Consider the following 20943-nt stretch of genomic DNA (forward strand, 5'->3'; position numbering starts at 1 on the left):
TTGGTGGAGCTGGGGGGATTCGAACCCCCGACCTCTGCAGTGCGATTGCAGCGCTCTCCCATCTGAGCTACAGCCCCGCTCCGAGGCGGGTGGATAAAGGTCGCGCCTTTCTCTGTCAATCGCCGATCGACGCCGAACGTCATTTTTCGCACATAAGCTTGCGGCGTCGCAAAAGGTTGCCGCGCGGGGGCGGGGAGGCTAGGAAGGCGCCGAGCCCATCATTTGCGGGACGAAGGCATGTCTTACGCGGTTGCGAATCTGCTTCTCACCATCATCGACCTCTATTGGTGGGTGTTGATCATCTCTGTCATCCTGTCCTGGCTCGCCGCCTTCGACGTGATCAATATGCGCTCCCAGGCTGCGCAGACGATCTGGCGCGCAATCGACGCCCTCACCGAGCCGGCGCTGCGGCCGATCCGCTCCATCGTGCCGGCGTTCGGCGGCCTCGACATCTCGCCGCTGATTCTGCTGCTCGCCCTGCAGTTCCTGCGCGACGTCATTTCCCGCACCCTGGTCTATGGCTGAGCCGCCCTGGTCGGTTGAACCCGACGGCGTCACGCTCTGGCTGCGGCTGACGCCCAAGGGCGGGCGCGACGCCATAGACGGGATCGAAACGCTGTCGGACGGCAAAAGCGTGCTCAAGGCGCGGGTGCGCGCTGCGCCGGAGGACGGGCGCGCCAACGCGGCTCTGATCGAGCTGATCGCCAAGGCGTTGTCGGCGCCCAAAAAAGCGGTGACGATTCGCTCCGGCGAAACGAGCCGCGTGAAGAAGCTTTTTGTCGCGGGCGACCCCGCGCGCTACCTCGATGCGCTGGCAAAGCTGGCGCCAACAAACGGCTAGAAATATGAGCAAGTCGAAAATCAACGTCGGCAATTTCTTCGAGGACTTCAAAATCGGCCAGGTGCTGCGCCACGCCGCGCCGCGCACTGTCACAGTCGGCGAGGTCGCGCTTTATACGGCGCTCTATCTGCCGCGTTTTGCCGTGCAGTCTTCCAAGGCCTTCGCCCAGGCGATCGGCTATCAGGAAGCGCCGATCGACGACATGCTGGTGTTTCATCTGGTGCTCGGCAAGACGGTGCCCGACGTTTCGCTCAACGCGCTCGCCAATCTCGGCTACGCCGATTTCAAATTCCTCGCGCCGGTCTATCCGGGCGACACGCTCGACGCGACCTCCGAGGTCATCGGCCTCAAGGAGAACTCCAACAAGGAGACCGGCGTCGTCTATGTGCGCACGACAGGCAAGAATCAGCGTGGCGAAACGGTGCTCTCCTACGCACGCTGGGTGATGGTGAAGAAGCGCGACAAGGACGCGCCCGTTGGCCCGACCGTCGTGCCGGACCTCCCCAAGGCCGTTACGCCGTCCGAGCTCGGCAAGGCCGTCCCGTCGCTCAATGTCGCGGCTTATGACAAGGCGCTCGCCGGCTCGCCCTTCTTCTGGGGCGACTATGAGGTGGGCGAGAAGATCGACCATATCGACGGCATGACCGTCGAGGAGGCCGAGCATATGCTCGCGACGCGCCTCTACCAGAACAACTCCAAGGTTCACTTCAACCAGTATTACGAATCGCAGGGCCGCTTCGGAAAGCGCATCATCTATGGCGGCCATGTGATCTCCATGGCGCGCGCGCTGTCCTTCAACGGGCTGGAGAATGTCTTCCACGTCTCGGCGGTGAATGGCGGCAAGCACGTCAATCCGCTCTTCGCCGGCGGCACCATCTTCGCCTGGAGCGAGGTGCTGGATAAGGCGGAGATCCCCGGCCGCAGCGACATTGGCGCGCTGCGCCTGCGCCTCGTCGCGACCAAGGACAAGCCCTGCGCCGAGTTCCCGCTGAACGCCGCCGACGGCAAGCCGGATCCGGCGGTGCTGCTCGACCTCGATTACTGGGCCGTGCTGCCGCGGTAAGCCGTTGCGGGCCTAACCGTCATTGCGAGAAGCGAAGCGACGAAGCAATCCAGAGCCCAATCGCGGCCCTGGATTGCTTCGCTGCGCTCGCAATGACGAGTTGCAAGATCGCTTCGTCTTCCCAACCCCGCCAAGCTAGGAACAACGCCCGAGCCCGTCTGTTGTAGGGGCACGTGACACTAGTCTCACGTGCCTAGAGCCTCGAAGAGCGTGAAGTCATGAAACGGGTGCGCGACATCGCACGCTCGCGGCTCGCGCTTGCGACGACGGAGTAACAGACATGTTGAAAGCGATTATGTTCGCGGCTGCGCTGGCGACGGCGGGGGCCGGCGCCGTCTATGCACAGGCGACGGGCGGCACGACCATGGGGCCGGGCGCCGGATCGAGCACGCGCGGACCGAACGCGACCATGGGGACGACAGGCGCCCCGGCGCAATTGATGACGACGCTGCCGCAGCACGCCTCGGCGGTCTCCAATTGGTACGATCAGAACGTCTATGACCAGCAGGATAACAAGCTCGGCGAGATCAAGGACATGCTCCTCGATCGCGAGGGCAAGGTGCAGGCGGTGATCGTGTCGGTCGGCGGCTTCCTCGGCATGGGCGAGAAGGATGTCGCCGTTTCGTTCGACGCCGTGACGCCGACGCAGCGCGAGAACAAGTTCTGGCTCGCAATGAACGTCAACAAGGATCAGCTCCGCTCGGCCCCGGGCTTCCGCTACGATCGGTCGAAACAGACGTGGACGGTCGCGGAGCGCTGACGGCGAAAGACGCTTCGATATGATATTGGGCCTCGCTCTTTGGCGGGGCCTTTTTACGTCGGCAGTCCGAGGAGGGCGTTGACGGAGACATCCTCATCGATGTCTGGCCAATGTATGCCTTCCCCCTTGCCGATCGGACGCCAGTTTCTCCGTTGCTCCGCCGAAGCATCGCGCAGGCGAGGAAGCCACTCTAGCGGGGTCGCCAGCTCGCGGCCGTCTGCAAGGAAAAGGCGCAGGGAGTGCTCGTCGAACTCCAAGCCGACAACCGAAGCATCACGTTTGACTGCGGAAATGGGCATCCCAGGCCTCCTGGAAGCGCGCACGATTTTCGATCACGAGCGCCCGCAGCTTTGTCAGCTCCTGAGCGCGAAACCCCTGCGATCGAGCCAATTCCACTGGCGACAGCCAGTATTTCGCGGTGCTCGTGCCGCACTCGATATGGATATGAGGCGGCTCGCCCGTTTCCAGACTGTAGAAGAAAAACCGATAGGGACCAACCCTGAGAACGGTCGGCATCGTCAGCCTCACATCGGCGCCGGCAGCTTGTCCTCGTCCGCGAGATTCGAGAAGCGGGTCACCTCGGCCTCGAAGGCCAGCGCCACCGTGCCCGTGGGGCCGTGGCGCTGCTTGCCGATGATCGCCTCGGCGCGGCCATAGGCGCGCTCCATCTCGGCCTGCCATTGGATATGCTCTTCGGTGCCTTCGCGCGGTTCGCGGTTCTTCAGATAATATTCCTCGCGATAGACGAAGAGCACGACGTCGGCGTCCTGCTCGATCGAGCCGGATTCGCGAAGGTCGGAGAGTTGCGGGCGCTTGTCGTCGCGCGCTTCGACCTGACGCGAGAGCTGGGAGAGCGCGATCACCGGCGCGTTCAGTTCCTTGGCGAGCGCCTTCAGGCCCGTGGTGATTTCGGTGAGTTCCTGCACGCGATTGTCGCCGCGCGATTTCGAGCCGGAGAGGAGCTGCAAATAGTCGACGACGAGGAGATCCAGTCCCTTTTGGCGTTTCAGCCGCCGGGCGCGGGCGACAAGCTGCGCGATGGAAATGCCGCCGCTCTGGTCGATGTAAAAGGGAATGCTTTGCATCTCGCGCGAGGCGTCGACGATGCGGCGGAAGTCTTCTTCGTTGAGATCGCCGCGGCGGATTTTGTAGCTCGCGACGCCGGATTGCTCGGCGATGACGCGGGTGGCCAATTGCTCGGCCGACATTTCGAGCGAGAAAAAGCCGACGATCCCGCCGTTGATGGTCTTGTGCGAACCGTCCGGTTCGGTCTCATATTGATAGGCTTTGGCGATATTGAAAGCGATGTTGGTCGCCAGCGCCGTCTTGCCCATGCCGGGGCGGCCGGCGACGATGATGAGGTCGGACTTCTGCAGGCCGCCCATTTTCTCGTCGAGATCGGCAAGCCCTGTGGAAACGCCCGAGAGGTGGCCGTCGCGCATATAGGCGCTCGACGCCATGTCGATGGCGATGGTGAGCGCGTCGGCGAAGCGCTGGAAGCCGCCTTCGTAGCGTCCCGTCTCGGCAATCGAATAAAGCTTGCGCTCGGCCTCTTCGATCTGGGCGCGCGGGCTCGCGTCGACGGGCGAGTCGAAGGCGGTGTTGACGATGCTTTCGCCGATGCTGATGAGGTCGCGCCGCGTCGCGAGGTCGTGGACGATGCGGCCGTAATCCTCGGCGTTGATGATTGTCGTCGCTTCCGCCGCGAGGCGCGCGAGATAGGCCTGTATGGTGACGCCGGCCGGCAGCTCGATGTCGGCGAGAAAGGTCTTCAGGGTGACGACGGTCGCGAGCTTGCCGGAGCGGATGAGCTGGCCCGTCGTCTCATAGATGCGGCGGTGCAGCTCCTCGGAGAAATGCTCGGGCTTGAGAAAATCCGAGACGCGGTCGAAGGCGTCGTTGTTGACGAGAATCGCGCCGAGCAGCGCCTGTTCGGCCTCGATATTGTGGGGCGGCGTGCGATAGGCGGGCGTCTCGGGCTGCGCGACCTGAAAGGCGCGGCGGCCCGCCAATTGTTCGATCGGCGGCATAGAAGCTCGTTTATTGCGAATGAAATTCCGGGGGCTTTCAAACACGCGACGCGGAAGCCGGCCGGTTCGAGTGTGACCTTCGCATGAACGAGGTAAGGGCGCCAGCCTTGACTCTTAAGCGAAGGTTTAGCGGCGCCAGTTGCGAGTCTTTTCCACAGAGCAGAAAAGAATCAGGCTGCGGGGAAGCGCTAGGGCTTGCAGCCCGCGCGAATCACTTCGCGATCGTCACTGCGAGGAGCGCAGCGACGAAGCAATCCAGCACACCGGTGCGGCTCTGGGTTGCATCGCTTCGCTCGCAATGACGGGTTCGGGCTGGAAGGCGGGGCAACGAAAAAAGCCCGGCGGTCTTGCGAGCGCCGGGCCAAACGACAAAAACGGGAAGAGCTTCTTACAGCTCCACGTCGCCGGCTTCCGCCAGCGCCGCGCCGATCTCGAGGCCGAGATCGTCCATAGAGGTCTCTTCGCGCGCCGTGGCCGATTCACCGCGCGCCTGGCGCTCGGCTTCTTCTTCCGAACGGGCGACGTTGAGCGTGATCTTGACGTCGACTTCCGGGTGCAGATGCACCGGCACGCTGTGCAGGCCCAGCGCCTTGATCGGATGGGTCAGCACGATCTGGTTGCGGTTGAGCGAGAAGCCGCCGGCCGTCGCGGCCTCGGCGACGTCGCGCGTGGCGACCGAGCCATAGAGATGGCCGCTCTCGCCCGCCTGGCGGATGATCACGAAGGTCTGGCCGTCGAGCTTCTCGGCGACGGCCTCGGCTTCCTTCTTGGCCTCGAGATTGCGGGCCTCGATCTGAGCGCGCTGGGTCTCGAAATGGCCCTTATTGCCTTCCGTGGCGCGCAGCGCCTTGCCGCGCGCAAGGAGGAAATTGCGCGCGTAGCCGTCGCGCACGCGCACCGTGTCGCCCATCTGGCCGAGCTTGGCCACGCGTTCGAGCAGAATGACTTCCATTTTCTTCTTCTCCGAGAGTTGGCGCCTTTGTCAGGAAAATCCGGCTTCTGTCAATCGCTTTTCGCCGGATTTTGGGGCGCCGCGGCCGTCTTGCGGTCGCGATAGTTGAAGATTGTGTCGGCGCCGCCGAGCACTGTGAGCGGCACGATCGGCCATCCGAGGAAGCCGAGCATGAAATAGAGAATCGCGAGGACCAATGCGCTGGACTTGGAGCCGCGCACTAAAATGTGAACGACAGCAAGGCCCTGCAGCATCAGCAGCATGCCCATGGTGGCGGCCAGAACCAGGCCGATCGCCCCCGACGGGCCAGGGAAAAACGTCAGAGCGAGGCCGGTCAGGAACAGCCCGCCCACGCTACGCGGAAGGCGGAACTCCATGGCGATGTCGGGCCAGGGACGCGTCAGAAGGCCGGAGGCGCGGGCGATTGCCGCTCCGAGCCAGATGTTGGCGACATGCACGAAGAGCCCGTAACCCGCCAGAAAGGCCGGCACGGCGAGGGCGACCTGGCCTGAAAGCTCGGTCGGGTTCAAGGATTCGGGCAGTTGGTGGTCGCGCCGCATATTGTCGAGCAATATGAAGGCGCGGGCGCGGATCGGGTTCAGCGCCTCGTCGAGCGAGCCATTGCTGACGGAGGCGACGACGAGCCACAGGATGACGGCGAAGGCGATCGCGCCGCCGGCGGCGAGACAGGCCCAGCTCGAAAAATTCGCCCGGATCAGATCGCGGCCGCTGCGCGGCGCGCCCGACGCCGCATAGGCGGCGAGCCAGGCCGGGCCGGCGACCAGCAAGCCATAGCCCATGCCCACGACAGGGTGGGGATAGATCGAGAGGATCAGCGTCGCGAGAATCGCAGAGGTCGCGCCGTGGACGATTCCAAAGCCGAAGGCCACGATGAGGATTGGCAGCGGCGCGAGATGGGCGAAGATCAGCCCGCCGACGCCGCCGCGCGTGACGACGAGCGCGATCGTCGCGGCGGCGAGGCCAGCGAGGATCGAAACGCCGATATTCTGCAGCGAAAACACGCTCTTGTCTGGCACGGGCGTCAGCTTCCGGGTCGAAGTCCGCGGCCCGCCCGCGGGATACGGCGCGGTCAAGCCAAAAAGCGCCGATACGGCCTCTCGGCCGGCGGCGCATCGCGTGCTTTTAGTCCGGCGCGGGCGGAAGGGCAAGGGCGAGCGTCGCGGCAGCCTTTTAGAAAAATTCAAAACTGGAAACGAACAACGGCTCAGCCCAGACGTTTGAATCACATGGGCCGCGATAGGCGGCGGCCTTGCAGGAGGAAGGCTCATGATGCTGCCTCAGACGGTCGCCCTTGCCGCGCTCGCCTTGGCTGCAACGCAGGTTTCAGCTCTGGCTCACGCTTATCTGATCGACTCGGTTCCGGCGAAGAAGCAGGAGGTGATGCATCCGTTGTCACGGATCAAGCTGGCCTTCTCGGCTACGGCCGATGCGCATTTCTCGGTCGTGAAGCTCACCGACGACAAGGGCGCCGTGATCGCCGAGACGACGCAGCAAACAGCCTCGCGAGAGATGACCCTTCCAGCGCCGGCGCTGAAGCCGGGGCCCTATCAAATTCGTTACCGGGTGCTATCGACCGACGGCGATATTGTGGAAGGAAAGGTAGATTTCGTGGTGCGCGCCGCGGCGGACCCGGCGCGGGATTTCCAGGATGAGCGGCCGCAAAGTTGAGGCGGCTGGCCGGCTCCTCGCCGCGCGCCCTGTCCTATGATAGGTTACGCGCGAGGAGCCGTCGCTCAATGCCGTCGACCATCACCAAAGCCGCCGAGGGATATTACCGCCGCGCCTTCACGGTCGACGAGATTATCGCCATGCAGGACGCCGGCATCATTTCCGAAGATGAGAATTTCGAGCTGATCGAGGGGGAAATTGTCCCCATGGGGCCGAAGTATTCTGCGCATGAGCGCATCAAGTCCAAAGTTGCAATGGCGCTTGTGCGCGCTTGCCCGCCTGAATTGATCGTCGGTTTCGAAACCTCGATCTTTCTTTCGTCGGATACGTTTGTCGAGCCCGATATCTCGGTTTACCCCGAGCGTCTGAGGTCACAAGAAGTCCGCGGCCCCGATGTTTCGCTCGCGATCGAAGTCGCCGCCTCCAGCCTCGCTTATGATCTCAACCTGAAGGCCAAGCTCTATGCCAGGCATGGCGTGCGCGAATATTGGGTCGTCGACGCCAATGAGCGCGTGGCCTTCGTCCATCTTGGCCCGAGCGAAACGGGCTGGGGCAGCGTGACGCGGAAGGGGCCGGAAGAGGTTCTCCGCAGCGCCGCCGTTCCGGATTTCAAATTCCGGCTCGTCGACGCCTGAGGCTCACAACTCCCGCAGCTCCGGTCCCGGACGACGCGACAGAACGCGCCAGGTGCCCGCAAGGCCGAGCGCGATCGTGACCGCAAGGGCCGCTGCTGTTGTCGCCGCCACGGCGCCCACCGGGAAAACGAAGTCGATCTTCATCAGCATGGTCGTCATTGCGAAGGCCGCGCCCGCGCCCGCCAGGAGCGCAATCAGCGAGGCGACGAGCCCGACGAGGCCGAATTCCAGCGCATAGGTCGTCGCAAGCCATCCGCGCGTCGCGCCCAGGGTCTTCAGCACCACGGCGTCATGCAGCCGCGCCCGCTGGCCGCTCGCCACGGCGCTGGCGAGGGCGAGAATAGCCGTGACGATGGCGAGCCCGGCCGCTGCGCGAGCGGCCAGCGCCAATTGCCCGGCGATTTTATCGACTGCCTGCAAGGCGTCCTTCACGCGCACCGACACGATCATCGGGAAGCGCTTCGCCGCCTCGCGCGCGAGGCGCGCATCCATTGCGTCGCGCGCCGCGACGCTCGGCGCGCCATAGGAGATGGTGAAAAGCTCCATGTAGGGCGCGGCGGCGAATGTGTTCGGCGAAAACACCATCACGAAGTTGATGCCGAAGCTGCGCCAATCGACCTTGCGCAGGCTGGTAATCTTCGCGACCGTCTCGCGGCCCAGCACATTCACCTTGATCTCGTCGCCCAGCGAAAGCCCCAGCCCCTCCGCGACCCGCTCCTCGAGCGAGACCAGCGGTGGGCCCTTATAATCCGCCGGCCACCATTCGCCCGCGGCGAGGCGAGAATTTGCAGGTAGGTCGGTCGAGAAGGTCACGCCGCGATCGCCGTCGAGCGCCCATTTGGCGTCCTCCGCGACGGTTATTTTCTCGACGGGAACGCCCTTCATCTCGATGATGCGGCCGCGCATCATCGGCACATGCTCGATCTTGGCGCCGGGCGCCTGCTCGGCCAGAAAGGCGGCGAAAGCCGGCGCCTCCGCTTTCGGCGCGTCAATGAAATAGAAATTGGGGATTTCCCCGGCGTCGGCGCGCGCGAGCTCATTGTGGATCGAGCCTTCCACGAGCGCGAGGGCGACGAGCAAGGTCTGGGTCAGGCCGATCGAGACGACGAGCGCCGGCGTGAGGCTCTTTGGCCGCCAGATATTGGCGAGGGCGAAACGCACACGCGCATCGCGCGGACGCGGCACGGCGCGGGCTGCGCGCATGGTGAGCCAGGCGGCGCCGCGTAAGGCGCCGAAGGCGAGGGCGGCGGCCCCGACATAAGCGAGCCCCAGCTTGAGATCGGAAGAGGAGAGGACGATCAGCGCGGCCAGCAACGCCGCAGCCGCCCAGGCGCCGGCGCGGTAGCGCGTGAGCTTGATGCTGCGGGTATCGTCGCGCAGCAGCGCCGCGACCGGGACTTCATGGGCGCGTCCGAGCGGAACGAGCGCGAAGATCAGCGTCACGAGCAGTCCATAGAGCGCGCCGAAAGACGCGCCGCGCATATCGAGAGACGCCGATACGGGAAGCTCGGCAAGCTGCTTCAAAGTCTCCGCGGCGGCGACAGGTATAACGGCGCCCACCGCGAGGCCGAGCAGGATCGCGAAAACCGCCGCGGCCAGGACCTGCGCAAGCGCGATGACGAAGACATGCGAGCCCGTCGCGCCCAACGCCTTCAGCACGGCGAATTGCATGCGCTTGCGCTCGACGAAGCCCTGCACGGCGTTGGCGACGCCGGCGCCGCCCGCGACCAGCGCCGTCAGCGCGACCAGCGTCAGCAATTGGGTGAAGCGATCGAGGTTGCGTGAGAATTGCGGGGAGACCGCGTCGCGCGTGCGCAGATCCCAACCGGCCTGCGGGAAAGCGGCGTCGGCGGATTTGGCGAAGGCTTTCACCTCCTCGTCGCTGGCGTTTCCGCTCAGCGTAATGCGCGTGGCGTTGCGCACCACAGAGCCCGGCGACACGAGCCCCGCGGCGACAAGCGTTTTGCGCGTCATCATCACGCGCGGGCCGAAGCCGACGCCGCCAGCGAGCTTATCGGGCTCGCTCATGAGCAGCGCGCGCAATCTCATCCGACTATTGCCGATCAAGAGCGTATCGCCGAGCTTCACGTCGAGCCGCGCCAGCAGGATCGGATCGACGGCGATTCCGTCGACGCCGTCTTTCTCCGCCAGCGCCTCGGCGAGTGGGACGGCGGGATCGAGCGCGACAGCGCCGAAGGCGGGATAGGTCGCGGGATCGACGGCTTTGATTTCGATCATCGCCGCCTCGCCGTCGTCGCGCCGGGCCATAGCGCGCATCAGCGAGATTTCCGAGAGGCGTCCGCGCGCCTGGAAAAACGCCCGCTGTTCGGGCGTCAGCTCCCGCGCGATAACGCTGAAAGATGCGTCGCCGCCGAGAATGGTGCGGCCCTCGCGAGCGAGGCCCTGAGAGAGCGAACGCGACAGGCCCGAGACGCCCGAGATCGCGGCGACGCCGATGACGATGCAGGCGATGAAGATCGAAAAGCCGCGCGGATCGCCGAGGAGATCGCGCAACGCGAAGCGCAGGCCAAAGGGGAGGGAGCGAAAGCGCGCGCCGGCCATTAGTTTTCGTCCGTCTCGATGCGCCCCGAGCGCAGTCGCACGCGCCGTCCGCAGCGCGCGGCGAGGGTGGCGTCATGGGTGACGAGCACCAGCGTCGCGCCCCGGCGCTTCTGCTGGGCGAAGATGAGGTCGATCACGGACGCGCCGGTCTCGGAGTCCAGATTGCCGGTCGGCTCGTCGGCGGCCAGAATCAGCGGGTCGGGGGCGAGCGCGCGGGCGAGGGCGACGCGCTGCTGCTCGCCGCCGGAAAGCTGGGTTGGATTGTGGGAGAGACGATGGCCGAGCCCGACGGCGGCGAGCTCCGCCTCGGCGACCGCGAAGGCGTCGGGCTTGCCCGCAAGCTCCAGCGGCACAGCGACGTTCTCGAGCGCTGTCATGGTCGGAATGAGCTGGAAAGACTGGAACACGACCCCTATCTTTTGACCACGGAAGCGCGCCAGCGCGTCTTCCGAGAGCGCCCCGAGGTCGTTTCCGTCGATCCTGACGGCGCCGGAGTCGGGCCGCTCCAGCCCGGCGAGGGTCATGAGCAGCGTTGATTTTCCCGACCCGGAGGGCCCCAGAAGACTCACAGTTTCGCCATGGGCTATGTTCAAGCTGACGCCCTTGAGGACATGGACCCGCGCGGCGCCTTCGCCCAGCGTGAGATGGACGTCTGCGAGTTCGATAACTGGTTGCACGGAGAGACGATCCTTGAACGACGCGCCGCTTCAGACGCCTTTTGCTTCGCCCTTATATCGCCTCTTCGGGGGCTGGCTCCAAATCTTGAGCGTTTCCATGGCGTTGTTTTCGGGCGGCGCCGAGGCGGCGCAAAAGCGGGTTCTGGCCTTCGGCGACAGCCTGACTGCGGGCTTCGGGCTGCCCGCCGGGGATTCGCTGCCCTCCCAGTTGAAAAAGCGTCTACAGGCCGACGGTTACGACGTCGATGTGATCAATGCTGGCGTTTCCGGCGACACGACCGCCACCGGCCTCGCGCGCCTCGACTACACATTGTCCGACGGCCACGTGGACGTCGCGATCCTGGAGCTCGGCGCCAATGACATGCTGCGCGGCTCACCCCCCCAGGAAGCCCGGGCCAATCTTTCGAAGATCATCGAAAGTTTTCAGTCGAAAGGCGCCACTGTCATTTTGGCGGCCATGGTCTCGAGCAACAATTGGGGGCAAGCTTACCGACAGGAATTCGATTCGATCTATCCCGACCTCGCCGCCAAATATGGAGTGACGATGGTTCCGTTTTTCATGGAAGGGATCTGGGGCGAGCCCAAGCTGCTGCTCGGCGACGGCTTGCATCCCAACCCGGCGGGCGTCGCCAAGGTCGTGACGAAAATAGCCCCTTATGTCGAAAAGGTTCTCGCGTCCCCGGACGCGAAGGTGCAGTCGCGCGCGCAATAGCGCGGGATGTTCACAGCATCGAGGAGGAGCGCATGCCTAGACTCTTTACGGCCCTGGAAGTTCCTCCCCACATCGCTGACAGTCTGGCGCGGCTGCGCGGGGGCGTCTCCGGCGCGCGCTGGATCGACGTCGAAAACTATCACATCACGCTACGCTTCCTCGGCGACGTCGACGACCGCTTCGCCCATGATGTGGCCAATGCGCTGTCCTTCATCCGCCGGCCCGAGGTCGTGGTGACGATCGATCAGCTCGCCTCTTTCGGCGGCGGCAAGCCGCGCGCCATCGTGGCGCGCGTGCGGCCGGACCCGGCGGTGTTGGAGATGCAGGCCGAGCAGGAGAGGCTGATGCGCCGCCTCGGCGCGCCGCCGGAGCCGCGCAAGTTTTCGCCGCATGTGACGCTGGCGCGGCTGCGCGGGTCGAACGCCGCCTCCGTTGCGGCCTATCTCGGCGCGCGCGGCTATTTCCCGCCGCTGCGGTTCACGGCCGAGCGCTTCGTGCTCTACTCGTCGCGCGATTCGGTGGGCGGCGGACCTTACGTCGTCGAAGCGGAATATCCGCTTTATGAGGCGCGACCGGCGCTGACCGGGGCGGTAGGGTTATAGGCAAGCAGATAGAGAATCGGGCGTTCCGGGCGGATCGGTTCCTGGAACGCCCTTTTGCACGCGCTTATTGCACCATGCGCGCGGTCGAGCCCGTGTTGCCCGTGATATTTGCCGAGTCGGGTGAGATCCACGCGGGGACCCAAGTCATCGCGACAATGACGAAGGCGACAAATCCGGCGATGTAGATCAGGACTTTTCCGACTTCGCCGGTATGGACGTTAACAGCCATGTTTCCCTCCCTTTAGTTGATTGTTTGCGAATTCCGCCTGTCGACGAGGGAGCGACGGCCGGCTCCCAAGGCCTCGCGGGAGGCCGGCCGTCGCTCGCCAACAAGGCAACAGGGGGAACGCCGTCTCGTTGACGCCGGCAGGTTGAGCGAGAAAACGTCCAAGCAAAAGGACCACAGACGCACAAACAGATGGGCAATTTATTTGGATCTATCAGATTTATACTGGCTGGATTCAAGACGAGACTGGTCTTACGAAAGTGGAGGGATGTGGCTGGGCCTTGCGCCGTCGCGGCGCCGCCGGACATTCATCGCCTCGGCGCATTCCCAACCCCGGCAAAATGCCCTAATCAGGCGCCATGTCGCCTCATCAGCCGTCGCCGCGGCCCTCCGCGCCGCTCCTTTTCGTCAACGCCCGCTTGATCGACCCCGCCGCGGGGAGCGAGACGCGCGGCGGGCTGCTCGCCGTGGATGGCCGCATCGCCGATCTTGGGCCGGCGTTGACCGCGCAAAACGCCCCCGACGGCGCCCGAGTCATTGACTGCGCGGGCGACGTCCTCGCGCCCGGCCTCATCGACATGCAGGCCTTCGTCGGCGAGCCCGGCGCCGAGCATCGCGAGACCATCGCCAGCGCCACACTGTCCGCCGCCGCCGGCGGCGTGACGACACTTGTCGCCACGAGCGCGACCTTCCCGGCGGTCGACGACCCCGCAGTGGTCGATTTCGTCCTGCGCCGCGCGCGCGATACGGGGCGCGTTCGCGTTCTGCCCATGGCGGCGCTCACCAAGGGCCGCGAGGGTAAGGAGATCGCCGAGCTGGGCCTTCTGCAGCAGGCGGGCGCCGTGGCCTTTTTCGATGGCGCGCGCTCGGTCAAAAACGCCCTCGTCATGCGTCGCGCCATGAGCTATGCGCGCGACTTCGGCGCGCTGGTGGTGCATTTCCCCCAGGACCCGGACCTTGCCGGCGGCGTGATGAACGAAGGGGATTTCGCCCTGCGCCTGGGGCTTGCGGGCGTGCCGCGCGAAGCGGAGGCGCTCATGCTGGATCGCGATTTGCGGCTCGTCGCGCTCACCGGCGCGCGCTATCACGCGGCCATTGTCACGACGACGCTGTCGCTCGACGCGCTGCGCGCCGCCAAGGCGGCGGGGCTTCCCGTCACCTGCGGCGTGACGATCAACCACCTCACGCTCAATGAAAACGACATTGGCGATTACCGAACCTTCCTGAAGCTGCGCCCGCCGCTGCGCCTGGAGGACGAACGCAAGGCGCTTGTCGCCGCGCTCGCCGAGGGGCTGATCGACGTGGTCGTCTCCGACCATGATCCGCAGGACGTGGAAATGAAGCGCCTGCCTTTTGCGGAAGCCGAGTTCGGCGCCATCGGCACGGAGACAATGCTCGCTGCCGGCTTGAGGCTTGTCCATTCCGGCGATATTGCGCTTCCCAAGCTCCTCGCCGCCATGTCGTCGCGCCCTGCGGAAGTCCTCGGATTGGAGCAGGGCCGTCTGCAAAAGGGCGCGCCGGCCGATCTCATCCGCTTCGATCCCGACGAGCCCTTCGTCGTCGATCCCGAAAAGCTCCATTCGCGGTGCCGTAACACGCCCTTCGACGGCGCCTTGTTGCAGGGCGCGCCAAAGACCACTGTGGTCGCTGGCGAGATCGTCTACGAGCGCGCCTCATGAGCCGCACCGCCCTCTATTCCGGCACTTTCGATCCGCTGACCAACGGTCATCTGGATATTCTCCGCCAGGGCGTCGCGCTTTTCGACAAGGTCGTCGTCGCCATCGGCGTGCATCCCGGCAAGGCGCCGTGGCTGACTTTCGAGGAGCGGGCCGAAACAATCCGGACGGTCGTTGCCCAGGAGGGTTTCGGCGAGAAGGTCGCGGTCGTAAGCTTCGACGGCCTCGTGGTCGAGGCTGCGAAAGAGCAGGGGGCCGGCGCGATCCTGCGCGGATTGCGCGACGGCTCGGATTTCGACTATGAAATGCAAATGGCGGGGATGAACGGGACGCTCGCGCCCGGCATTCGCACGGTTTTCCTGCCGGCCTCGCCAGGGCTCCGCCACATCAGCGGCACCCTCGTGCGCCAGATCGCGGCGCTCGGCGGCGACGTGTCGGCCTTCGCGCCGGCCGCTTCCGTCGAGGCCCTGAAACGCGCCATCACAAGGCGCGGATAAAACCAAGGCCTAAAGGGAGGCATTTCCATGAAACTTACCCGCCGCCTGCTGCTCGCTACCGTGGCTTTTTCGGCCGCGCTGGGAACCGCTTCGATCGTCCGCGCGGAAGACGAGCTTCTTTACCTCGACACGAAAGACGGACGCGTCACCATCAAGCTGCGGCCTGATCTGGCGCCCAAGCATGTCGAGCGCATCAAGCGCCTCGCCAAGGAACACTTCTATGATGGGATCGTCTTTCACCGCGTGATCGACGGCTTCATGGCGCAAGCCGGCGACCCGGAAGGCACGGGCATGGGCAGCTCGCGCTATCCCGATCTCAAGGCCGAGTTCAGCGATCTGCCCTTCAAGCGCGGCACGGTCGCGATGGCCCGCCAGCCGGGCGACAAGGACTCCGCCAATTCGCAATTCTTCATCTGCTACGCCGACGCGCCGCAGCTCCAGGGCAAATATACGATCTGGGGCGAGGTGATCTCGGGCATGGACGTCGTCGACAAGATCAAGAAGGGCGACAAATCCAACAATGGCATGGTCGTTGCCCCGGACAAGATCGTGAAGATGCGCGCCGCGGGCGACGAAAGCTAATCAAGGTGAAAAGCCCTCTTGCTGAGGAGCCGCCGTAGGCGGCGTTTCGAAGCAGGAGGGCGTTCTGCAACGGCTCCCTCGCCCTTCGAGACGCGGCTCCGCCGCTCCTCAGGGTGAGGGAGCCTTTCTCTAAGGAAAACGAGAATGACTGAAGCCGCCGACACCATGACGCTGGAGACCACCAAGGGCCCGGTCGTCATCAAACTCCGCCCCGATCTCGCGCCCAAGCATGTCGAGCGCATCAAGAAGCTCGTTTCCGAGGGCTTCTATGACGGGATTGTCTTCCATCGCGTGATCGAGGGCTTCATGGCCCAGACCGGCTGCCCGCGAGGCACCGGCACGGGCGGTTCACAATATCCGAACCTGGAAGCCGAGTTCAATGACGCGCCGCATCTGCGCGGAACCTGCTCCATGGCGCGCGCGTCGCACCCCGACACCGCTAATTCGCAGTTCTTCATCTGCTTCACCGACGCCCGTTTCCTCGATCGCCAATATACGGTGTGGGGCGAGGTGATCTCCGGCATGGAGAATGTCGATAAGATCAAGCGCGGCGAGCCGGTGAAGGATCCCGACAAGATCATCAAGGCGACGCTGGGCGGCTGAGTTCCACACAGTCCGCTGACAAAGGCGGCCTCGTCCTTCGGGACGCGAGCGTCGCTCGCTCCTCAGGATGAGGCCGAAGTGTTTTGGCGCAGATGCAGAAGCCCCTCATGCTGAGGAGCCTGCGCAGCAGGCGTCTCGAAGCGCGAGGGGCGTCGACGCGGGCTCTTCGCAGCGAAAGAGCCCCCGGCGGTCTCCGACCACCGACCTCCCGGCAAGCGGGGGATGGCGCGCCTCGCCTGCCGCCCGTTTGATCGAGCAACAAACATGCGCGTCGATCTCTTCGACTTCGAGCTTCCCCAAGACCGCATCGCGCTGCGGCCCGTAGAGCCGCGCGATGGCGCACGCATGCTCGTCGTTCCGCCGTCAGGCTCTTTAGAAGACCGGATCGTGCGCGACCTTCTCTCCTATTTGCGGCCCGGCGACGCTCTCGTCATCAACGACACGCGCGTCATTCACGCGCGGCTTTCGGGAAAGCGCATTCGCGGCGAATTGAGCGCGGGCGTCGAGGCGACGCTGATCGAGCGGCTCGACGCATCACGCTGGCGCGCGCTCATGCGCCCGGCAAAGAAGCTCGTCGTCGGCGACGAAATTCGTTTCTTCCGTCATTGCGAGCGAAGCGAAGCAATAGAGAGCGCCAACCCGACTCTGGATTGCTCCGTGGCTGACGCTCCTCGCAATGACGAGGCTGCGTCCCTTGTGGCTCACGTCGAGGCGAAAGGCGCGGAAGGCGAGATCACTCTGAGTTTCGCCCTCTCTGGCCCCGCTCTCGACGCAGCAATCGAAGCCTTCGGCGAAATGCCTTTGCCGCCTTACATCGCCGGCAAGCGGGCGGCGGATGAGCGCGACGAGACGGACTATCAAACGGTTTTCGCGCGCGAGGCGGGCGCCGTCGCCGCGCCGACGGCGGGGCTGCATTTCACGCCGGCGCTCCTTTCAAAGATAGAAGCGATGGGCGTGACGCTTCACCGCGTGACGCTCCACGTCGGGGCCGGCACCTTTCTGCCCGTGAAGGCGGATGACACCGACGCGCATAAAATGCACGGGGAATTCGCCCGCATCGACGCGAACACGGCCCAGGCGTTGAACGCCGCGCGCAGCAAGGGCGGCCGCATCGTCGCCGTCGGCACGACGGCATTGCGCACGCTCGAAAGCGCTGCGAGCGAGGAGGGACAGATCCTTCCTTACGCTGCGCGTACGAGCATCTTCATCACGCCGGGCTATAAATTCCGCGCGACGGACATGCTGCTCACCAATTTCCATTTGCCGCGCTCGACGCTCTTCATGCTGGTCTGCGCCTTTTGCGGCGTCGAGCGCATGAAGGCCGCCTATGCGCACGCCATTGCCAATGGCTATCGCTTCTATTCCTACGGCGACGCCAGCCTTCTCTACCGCGCCGACCGATGAGCGAGGCGCGTGACCTACGTCTAATCGCGCAATGGCGGGACGATCCCACCGAGGCGCGTATGACCGTTGATCTGCGGATCGAGGATTTACGCGTTGCGTCAACATGGGATGTCTTCGGCGCCTTCGACCTCGACGGCGCCGCGCCGCTCCCCTTTATTCTGCGACGCGACGGGCAGATCGATTTCGGCAAGAGCGCCGACCCGTGGCATACCGACTTACGGAAGACGGAAATAAGAGTGGGCGAGATCTTCTCCGTGTGGTTCAACGAGACGGATTACGGACAGTATAAAATCGTCAAGCTCGCCGAGCTCGGCGCCAAGGAACGAAAATGAGCGATGAATTCTCCTTCGCCGTGCAGGCGGCAGACGGTGCGGCGCGCAAGGGTGAGATTTTTACGTCGCGCGGAACAATCCGCACGCCCGCCTTTATGCCAGTCGGAACGGCGGCGACGGTGAAAGCCATGTTTCCGCAGGACGTGCGCGCGACCGGCGCGGATATTCTGCTCGGCAACGTCTATCATCTGATGCTGCGGCCGGGCGCCGAGCGGGTCGCCAAGCTCGGCGGCCTGCACGAATTCATGCGCTGGCCTTATCCGATCCTGACGGATTCGGGCGGCTTTCAAGTCATGTCGCTCGCCAAGCTGCGCAAGCTCGATGAAAGCGGCGTCACTTTCCAATCGCATATCGACGGCTCGCGCCATCATCTATCGCCCGAGCGCTCGATGGAGATCCAGCATTTGCTGGGCTCCGATATTCAGATGCAATTCGACGAATGCGTGCGCCTGCCCTGCTCCGACGAAGAGGCCGAACGCGCCATGCGCCTGTCGCTGCGCTGGGCCGAGCGTTCGCGCAAGGCTTTCCAGGAACAGCCGGGCAGGGCGATCTTCGGCATCGTTCAGGGCGGCGCAAACAAAACCTTGCGCGTCGAAAGCGCCCGGGCGCTCGCCGATATGGATTTCCACGGCTTGGCGGTCGGCGGCCTCGCGGTTGGAGAGCCGCAAGAGGTCATGCTCGACATGCTGGAGACGACCGTTCCGCATCTCCCGGCCGGAAAGCCCCGTTACCTCATGGGCGTCGGCACGCCGGACGACATTATGCAGGCGGTCGCGCGCGGGATCGACATGTTCGATTGCGTGATGCCCACGCGCGCCGGCCGCCATGGCCTCGCTTATACGCGCTTCGGAAAAATCAACATCAAGAACTCCCGCCATGCGGAAGATTTGCGCCCGCTCGACCCCGACTCCTCATGCCCGGCCGCGCGCGATTACTCGCGCGCCTATCTCCACCATCTCGTAAAGGCTGGGGAAATCTTGGGAATGATGCTGCTGACCCAGGCCAATGTGGCATATTATCAGCGTTTGATGGTCGGGTTGCGCGCCGCGATCGTCGAGGGCCGGCTTTCCGATTTCATTGCCGAGACCCGCGCGCAATGGGCCGAGGGCGAGGGGTCGCATCTCGCACCCTAGAGCGCATTCGAATCTACGCGCTTTACGGAGCGCGTAATAATTGAGGAGGGTGCGAGTGGAGCCTATCGCGGGCACTTACTACGAGGCGCTCACCCGCCTTCTTCTGACCGGCGGCTTCCGAGCGCGCGCCGATCGCTCGCCGCCGCAGGCCCAGGCCAGCGCTGCCGTCGCTTCTGCGCCAGCGCGCAAAGCGCCGACTATTGCTGCCGCGCCGCGTCGCGCCGCCGCCAAGGAAGCCGCGCCGAGCGCCTCGCTTCGCCGCACGAATCGCCAGCTCAGTTTCGAGCTCTCGTCTGCGGAGGAGGGAATAACCCACCCGGGCCGCATTCTCGCGCAACATCTCTTCGACCTTGGTTTGACGGCATCCGATCTCGCCAGAGACATCGGCGTGCCGGTCAATCGCGTGACGGCCATTCTCAATGGCCAGCGCGGCGTCACCGCGGACACGGCGCTGCGCTTTGGTCATTGGTTTGGAGTCGATCCGGAACAATGGCTGGATTTGCAGTTGCAATATGAGCTGGCCCTTGCGCGCGCGGAGCTTGGCGCTGAGATCAAGGGGCGCCCCCGGCTTGCCGATCGCATCGCGTAAATCCGCGCGCCCGGCGGCGGAGAGCGATTTCCTCACGGCGTTGCGCGCCTTCGATGCTTTCGGCGCGCCCACGCAAGTGGTGGAAGAGCGCGGTATTACGTATTACGTAAACGAATATTGGGGGGCCGCGCAGCGCTCGGCGCATTCGCTGCACGAGGTCAGCTACCGCGCCTGCTTCAAGCCGCAGCTTCCGGCTTTTTTCATCGAGCGGCTGACCAAACAAGGCGACGTGGTTTGCGATCCCTTCATGGGGCGCGGCACGACGCCGCTCCAGGCGGCGTTGCTGGGGCGCCGCGCGGTCGGTTCCGACGCTAATCCGCTTTCCGTAATGTTGACGCGGCCGCGGCTGCGCCCGCCGGCGATAGAGGATGTGGTTGCGCGCCTTGCCGAGGCGCCGCTGGACGCCGGCCAGATCGAGCGAGACGATCTTCTTGCCTTCTACCATCCGGAAACGTTGCGGCAGATCTGCGCCTTGCGCGCCTGGCTCATCGCGCGCCTGCCGCCCGAGGTCGCGCCTGATCCGGTCGATGACTGGATTAGAATGGTCGCGCTCAACCGTCTGACCGGCCATTCGCCGGGCTTTTTTTCCGTCTACACCATGCCTCCTAATCAGGCTGTGAGTGTAAAGGCGCAGTTAAAGATCAACGAACGCCGTGTGCAAACGCCGCCCATGCGCGACGTCGCCGCCTTGATTTCGAGAAAGTCGCGGTCGCTTCTCTCCGATGGCGCGCCGCCGCCGGGACCGAGTGCGATTCTTGCTGTGGCCGATGCAGCTAGGCTTGCGCATTTGCATGAGGCCTCCGTCGATCTGGTCGTGACGTCGCCGCCCTTTCTCAACGTCGTGGATTATCGCGGGGACAACTGGCTGCGCAATTGGTTCGCGGGCGTCGATGCCGATGGGATTGCTTTCTCGCAATTGCGGAGCCCCGACGCCTGGACGCGCATGACGCGCGCCGTTTTTGAAGAACTGGCGCGCGTCGTCAGGCCTGGCGGCCATGTCGCTTATGAAGTCGGCGAGGTGCGCGGCGGCGCGGTGCTGCTCGAGCGTCTCGTTTGGGAAGCCATGGAAGGCCTGCCTTTCGAAAGGCTGTGCGTTATGGTCAATCGCCAGCGTTTCACCAAGACCAGCAATTGCTGGGGCGTCGCCAACAACAGCAAAGGCGTCAACAGCAACCGCATCGTTGTGGCCTGGCGCATTTAGCGCCGTATATCCTCCCCGCTTGATCGATACGAGATCCGCTCGATTGGTTCGGCGCCATCCCCGACGCTCGCGCCGTTTGGATACACAGGGTATCACCGCCGTCATTGCGAGGAGGCGGAGCCGACGAAGCAATCTAGGGCCGCATCGCCGCCCTGGATTGCTTCGCTTCGCTCGCAA

At 64.5% G+C, this 20943-nt stretch carries 25 protein-coding genes and 1 tRNA gene; 17 read left to right on the plus strand and 9 right to left on the minus strand.

What is annotated here, in order from left to right:
- Window position 1: 1 nt before the first annotated feature.
- A tRNA-Ala gene (locus JJT62_RS05175) sits at window positions 2–77 on the minus strand.
- Between the two features lie 160 nt (window positions 78–237).
- On the opposite strand from JJT62_RS05175, the gene JJT62_RS05180 reads away from it, so the two are divergent.
- From JJT62_RS05180 to JJT62_RS05195, 4 genes are all read left to right on the plus strand, one after another.
- Entirely contained in the window at window positions 238–525 is a 288-nt protein-coding gene (locus JJT62_RS05180) for a YggT family protein (protein ID WP_202071644.1), read from the plus strand.
- Window positions 518–841, plus strand: coding sequence for a DUF167 family protein (locus tag JJT62_RS05185; protein ID WP_202071645.1), 324 nt, complete (start codon window positions 518–520; stop codon window positions 839–841). The genes JJT62_RS05180 and JJT62_RS05185 overlap by 8 nt, the downstream gene beginning before the upstream one ends.
- A gap of 4 nt (window positions 842–845) precedes the next feature.
- Window positions 846–1904 carry a MaoC family dehydratase gene (locus JJT62_RS05190; RefSeq protein ID WP_202071646.1) on the plus strand — a complete coding sequence of 353 codons (1059 nt, stop codon included), beginning with the start codon at window positions 846–848 and terminating at the stop codon, window positions 1902–1904.
- A 280-nt stretch (window positions 1905–2184) separates the two neighbouring features.
- Window positions 2185–2664: a PRC-barrel domain-containing protein gene (locus JJT62_RS05195; protein ID WP_202071647.1), complete on the plus strand. Its 480-nt coding sequence runs from the start codon at window positions 2185–2187 to the stop codon at window positions 2662–2664.
- Window positions 2665–2717: 53 nt separating this feature from the next.
- Here the strand turns inward: JJT62_RS05195 and JJT62_RS05200 are convergent, their stop codons facing one another.
- The 5 genes from JJT62_RS05200 to JJT62_RS05220 form a co-directional block, all read right to left on the minus strand.
- The gene (locus tag JJT62_RS05200; RefSeq protein WP_202071648.1) at window positions 2718–2963 is read right to left on the minus strand and encodes a DUF2442 domain-containing protein; all 246 of its coding nucleotides are present in this window, start codon (window positions 2961–2963) and stop codon (window positions 2718–2720) included.
- Entirely contained in the window at window positions 2938–3180 is a 243-nt protein-coding gene (locus tag JJT62_RS05205) for a DUF4160 domain-containing protein (RefSeq protein WP_202071649.1), read from the minus strand. Before JJT62_RS05205 ends, JJT62_RS05200 begins: the two co-directional genes overlap by 26 nt.
- 8 nt (window positions 3181–3188) lie before the next feature.
- The gene (locus JJT62_RS05210) at window positions 3189–4694 is read right to left on the minus strand and encodes a replicative DNA helicase (protein ID WP_202071650.1); all 1506 of its coding nucleotides are present in this window, start codon (window positions 4692–4694) and stop codon (window positions 3189–3191) included.
- 388 nt (window positions 4695–5082) lie between these two features.
- The gene (gene rplI, locus JJT62_RS05215; RefSeq protein ID WP_202071651.1) at window positions 5083–5646 is read right to left on the minus strand and encodes a 50S ribosomal protein L9; all 564 of its coding nucleotides are present in this window, start codon (window positions 5644–5646) and stop codon (window positions 5083–5085) included.
- 50 nt (window positions 5647–5696) lie between these two features.
- On the minus strand, window positions 5697–6683 hold the full coding sequence (locus tag JJT62_RS05220; protein ID WP_370568483.1) for a DUF2232 domain-containing protein: 987 nt from the start codon (window positions 6681–6683) through the stop codon (window positions 5697–5699).
- Window positions 6684–6933: 250 nt separating this feature from the next.
- Between JJT62_RS05220 and JJT62_RS05225 the strand changes: the two genes are divergently transcribed.
- Window positions 6934–7335 (plus strand): copper resistance CopC family protein, encoded by a 402-nt coding sequence (locus tag JJT62_RS05225; protein WP_202071653.1) that lies wholly within the window; start codon window positions 6934–6936, stop codon window positions 7333–7335.
- Window positions 7336–7403: 68 nt separating this feature from the next.
- Window positions 7404–7970 carry a Uma2 family endonuclease gene (locus JJT62_RS05230; RefSeq protein ID WP_202071654.1) on the plus strand — a complete coding sequence of 189 codons (567 nt, stop codon included), beginning with the start codon at window positions 7404–7406 and terminating at the stop codon, window positions 7968–7970.
- A gap of 3 nt (window positions 7971–7973) precedes the next feature.
- Here JJT62_RS05230 and JJT62_RS05235 read toward each other — a convergent pair whose 3' ends face one another.
- Entirely contained in the window at window positions 7974–10532 is a 2559-nt protein-coding gene (locus tag JJT62_RS05235; protein ID WP_202071655.1) for an ABC transporter permease, read from the minus strand.
- Window positions 10532–11209, minus strand: coding sequence for an ABC transporter ATP-binding protein (locus tag JJT62_RS05240; RefSeq protein WP_202071656.1), 678 nt, complete (start codon window positions 11207–11209; stop codon window positions 10532–10534). Before JJT62_RS05240 ends, JJT62_RS05235 begins: the two co-directional genes overlap by 1 nt.
- 97 nt (window positions 11210–11306) lie before the next feature.
- Here JJT62_RS05240 and JJT62_RS05245 point away from each other — a divergent pair, with 97 nt between their 5' ends.
- A complete protein-coding gene (locus tag JJT62_RS05245) occupies window positions 11307–11921 on the plus strand; it encodes an arylesterase (protein WP_246744731.1) in 615 nt (204 codons plus the stop codon).
- A gap of 32 nt (window positions 11922–11953) precedes the next feature.
- Complete coding sequence (gene thpR, locus JJT62_RS05250) at window positions 11954–12523, plus strand: RNA 2',3'-cyclic phosphodiesterase (RefSeq protein WP_202071658.1); 570 nt, start codon at window positions 11954–11956, stop codon at window positions 12521–12523.
- 64 nt (window positions 12524–12587) lie between these two features.
- On the opposite strand, the gene JJT62_RS05255 is transcribed toward thpR, so the two are convergent.
- Window positions 12588–12752 carry a hypothetical protein gene (locus JJT62_RS05255; protein ID WP_202071659.1) on the minus strand — a complete coding sequence of 55 codons (165 nt, stop codon included), beginning with the start codon at window positions 12750–12752 and terminating at the stop codon, window positions 12588–12590.
- Between the two features lie 356 nt (window positions 12753–13108).
- On the opposite strand from JJT62_RS05255, the gene pyrC reads away from it, so the two are divergent.
- The 9 genes from pyrC to JJT62_RS05300 all read left to right on the plus strand — a co-directional run bounded on the left by pyrC (window position 13109) and on the right by JJT62_RS05300 (window position 20766).
- Window positions 13109–14428, plus strand: a complete 1320-nt coding sequence (gene pyrC / locus JJT62_RS05260) for a dihydroorotase (RefSeq protein WP_202071660.1) — start codon at window positions 13109–13111, stop codon at window positions 14426–14428.
- A complete protein-coding gene (gene coaD / locus JJT62_RS05265) occupies window positions 14425–14922 on the plus strand; it encodes a pantetheine-phosphate adenylyltransferase (protein WP_202071661.1) in 498 nt (165 codons plus the stop codon). Before pyrC ends, coaD begins: the two co-directional genes overlap by 4 nt.
- A 27-nt stretch (window positions 14923–14949) precedes the next feature.
- The gene (locus JJT62_RS05270; RefSeq protein WP_202071662.1) at window positions 14950–15504 is read left to right on the plus strand and encodes a peptidylprolyl isomerase; all 555 of its coding nucleotides are present in this window, start codon (window positions 14950–14952) and stop codon (window positions 15502–15504) included.
- Window positions 15505–15648: 144 nt separating this feature from the next.
- Entirely contained in the window at window positions 15649–16107 is a 459-nt protein-coding gene (locus JJT62_RS05275) for a peptidylprolyl isomerase (RefSeq protein ID WP_202071663.1), read from the plus strand.
- A gap of 222 nt (window positions 16108–16329) precedes the next feature.
- A complete protein-coding gene (gene queA, locus JJT62_RS05280; protein ID WP_370568484.1) occupies window positions 16330–17511 on the plus strand; it encodes a tRNA preQ1(34) S-adenosylmethionine ribosyltransferase-isomerase QueA in 1182 nt (393 codons plus the stop codon).
- Between the two features lie 59 nt (window positions 17512–17570).
- Window positions 17571–17843, plus strand: a complete 273-nt coding sequence (locus JJT62_RS05285) for a hypothetical protein (protein ID WP_246744732.1) — start codon at window positions 17571–17573, stop codon at window positions 17841–17843.
- Complete coding sequence (gene tgt, locus JJT62_RS05290) at window positions 17840–18976, plus strand: tRNA guanosine(34) transglycosylase Tgt (RefSeq protein WP_202071666.1); 1137 nt, start codon at window positions 17840–17842, stop codon at window positions 18974–18976. The genes JJT62_RS05285 and tgt overlap by 4 nt, the downstream gene beginning before the upstream one ends.
- 55 nt (window positions 18977–19031) lie before the next feature.
- Window positions 19032–19565, plus strand: coding sequence for a HigA family addiction module antitoxin (locus JJT62_RS19505; protein ID WP_370568485.1), 534 nt, complete (start codon window positions 19032–19034; stop codon window positions 19563–19565).
- A complete protein-coding gene (locus JJT62_RS05300) occupies window positions 19546–20766 on the plus strand; it encodes a DNA methyltransferase (RefSeq protein WP_246744733.1) in 1221 nt (406 codons plus the stop codon). The genes JJT62_RS19505 and JJT62_RS05300 overlap by 20 nt, the downstream gene beginning before the upstream one ends.
- Window positions 20767–20943 lie beyond the last annotated feature (177 nt).

The organism is Methylocystis sp. Sn-Cys, assembly GCF_016745395.1.
Lineage (GTDB): Bacteria > Pseudomonadota > Alphaproteobacteria > Rhizobiales > Beijerinckiaceae > Methylocystis > Methylocystis iwaonis.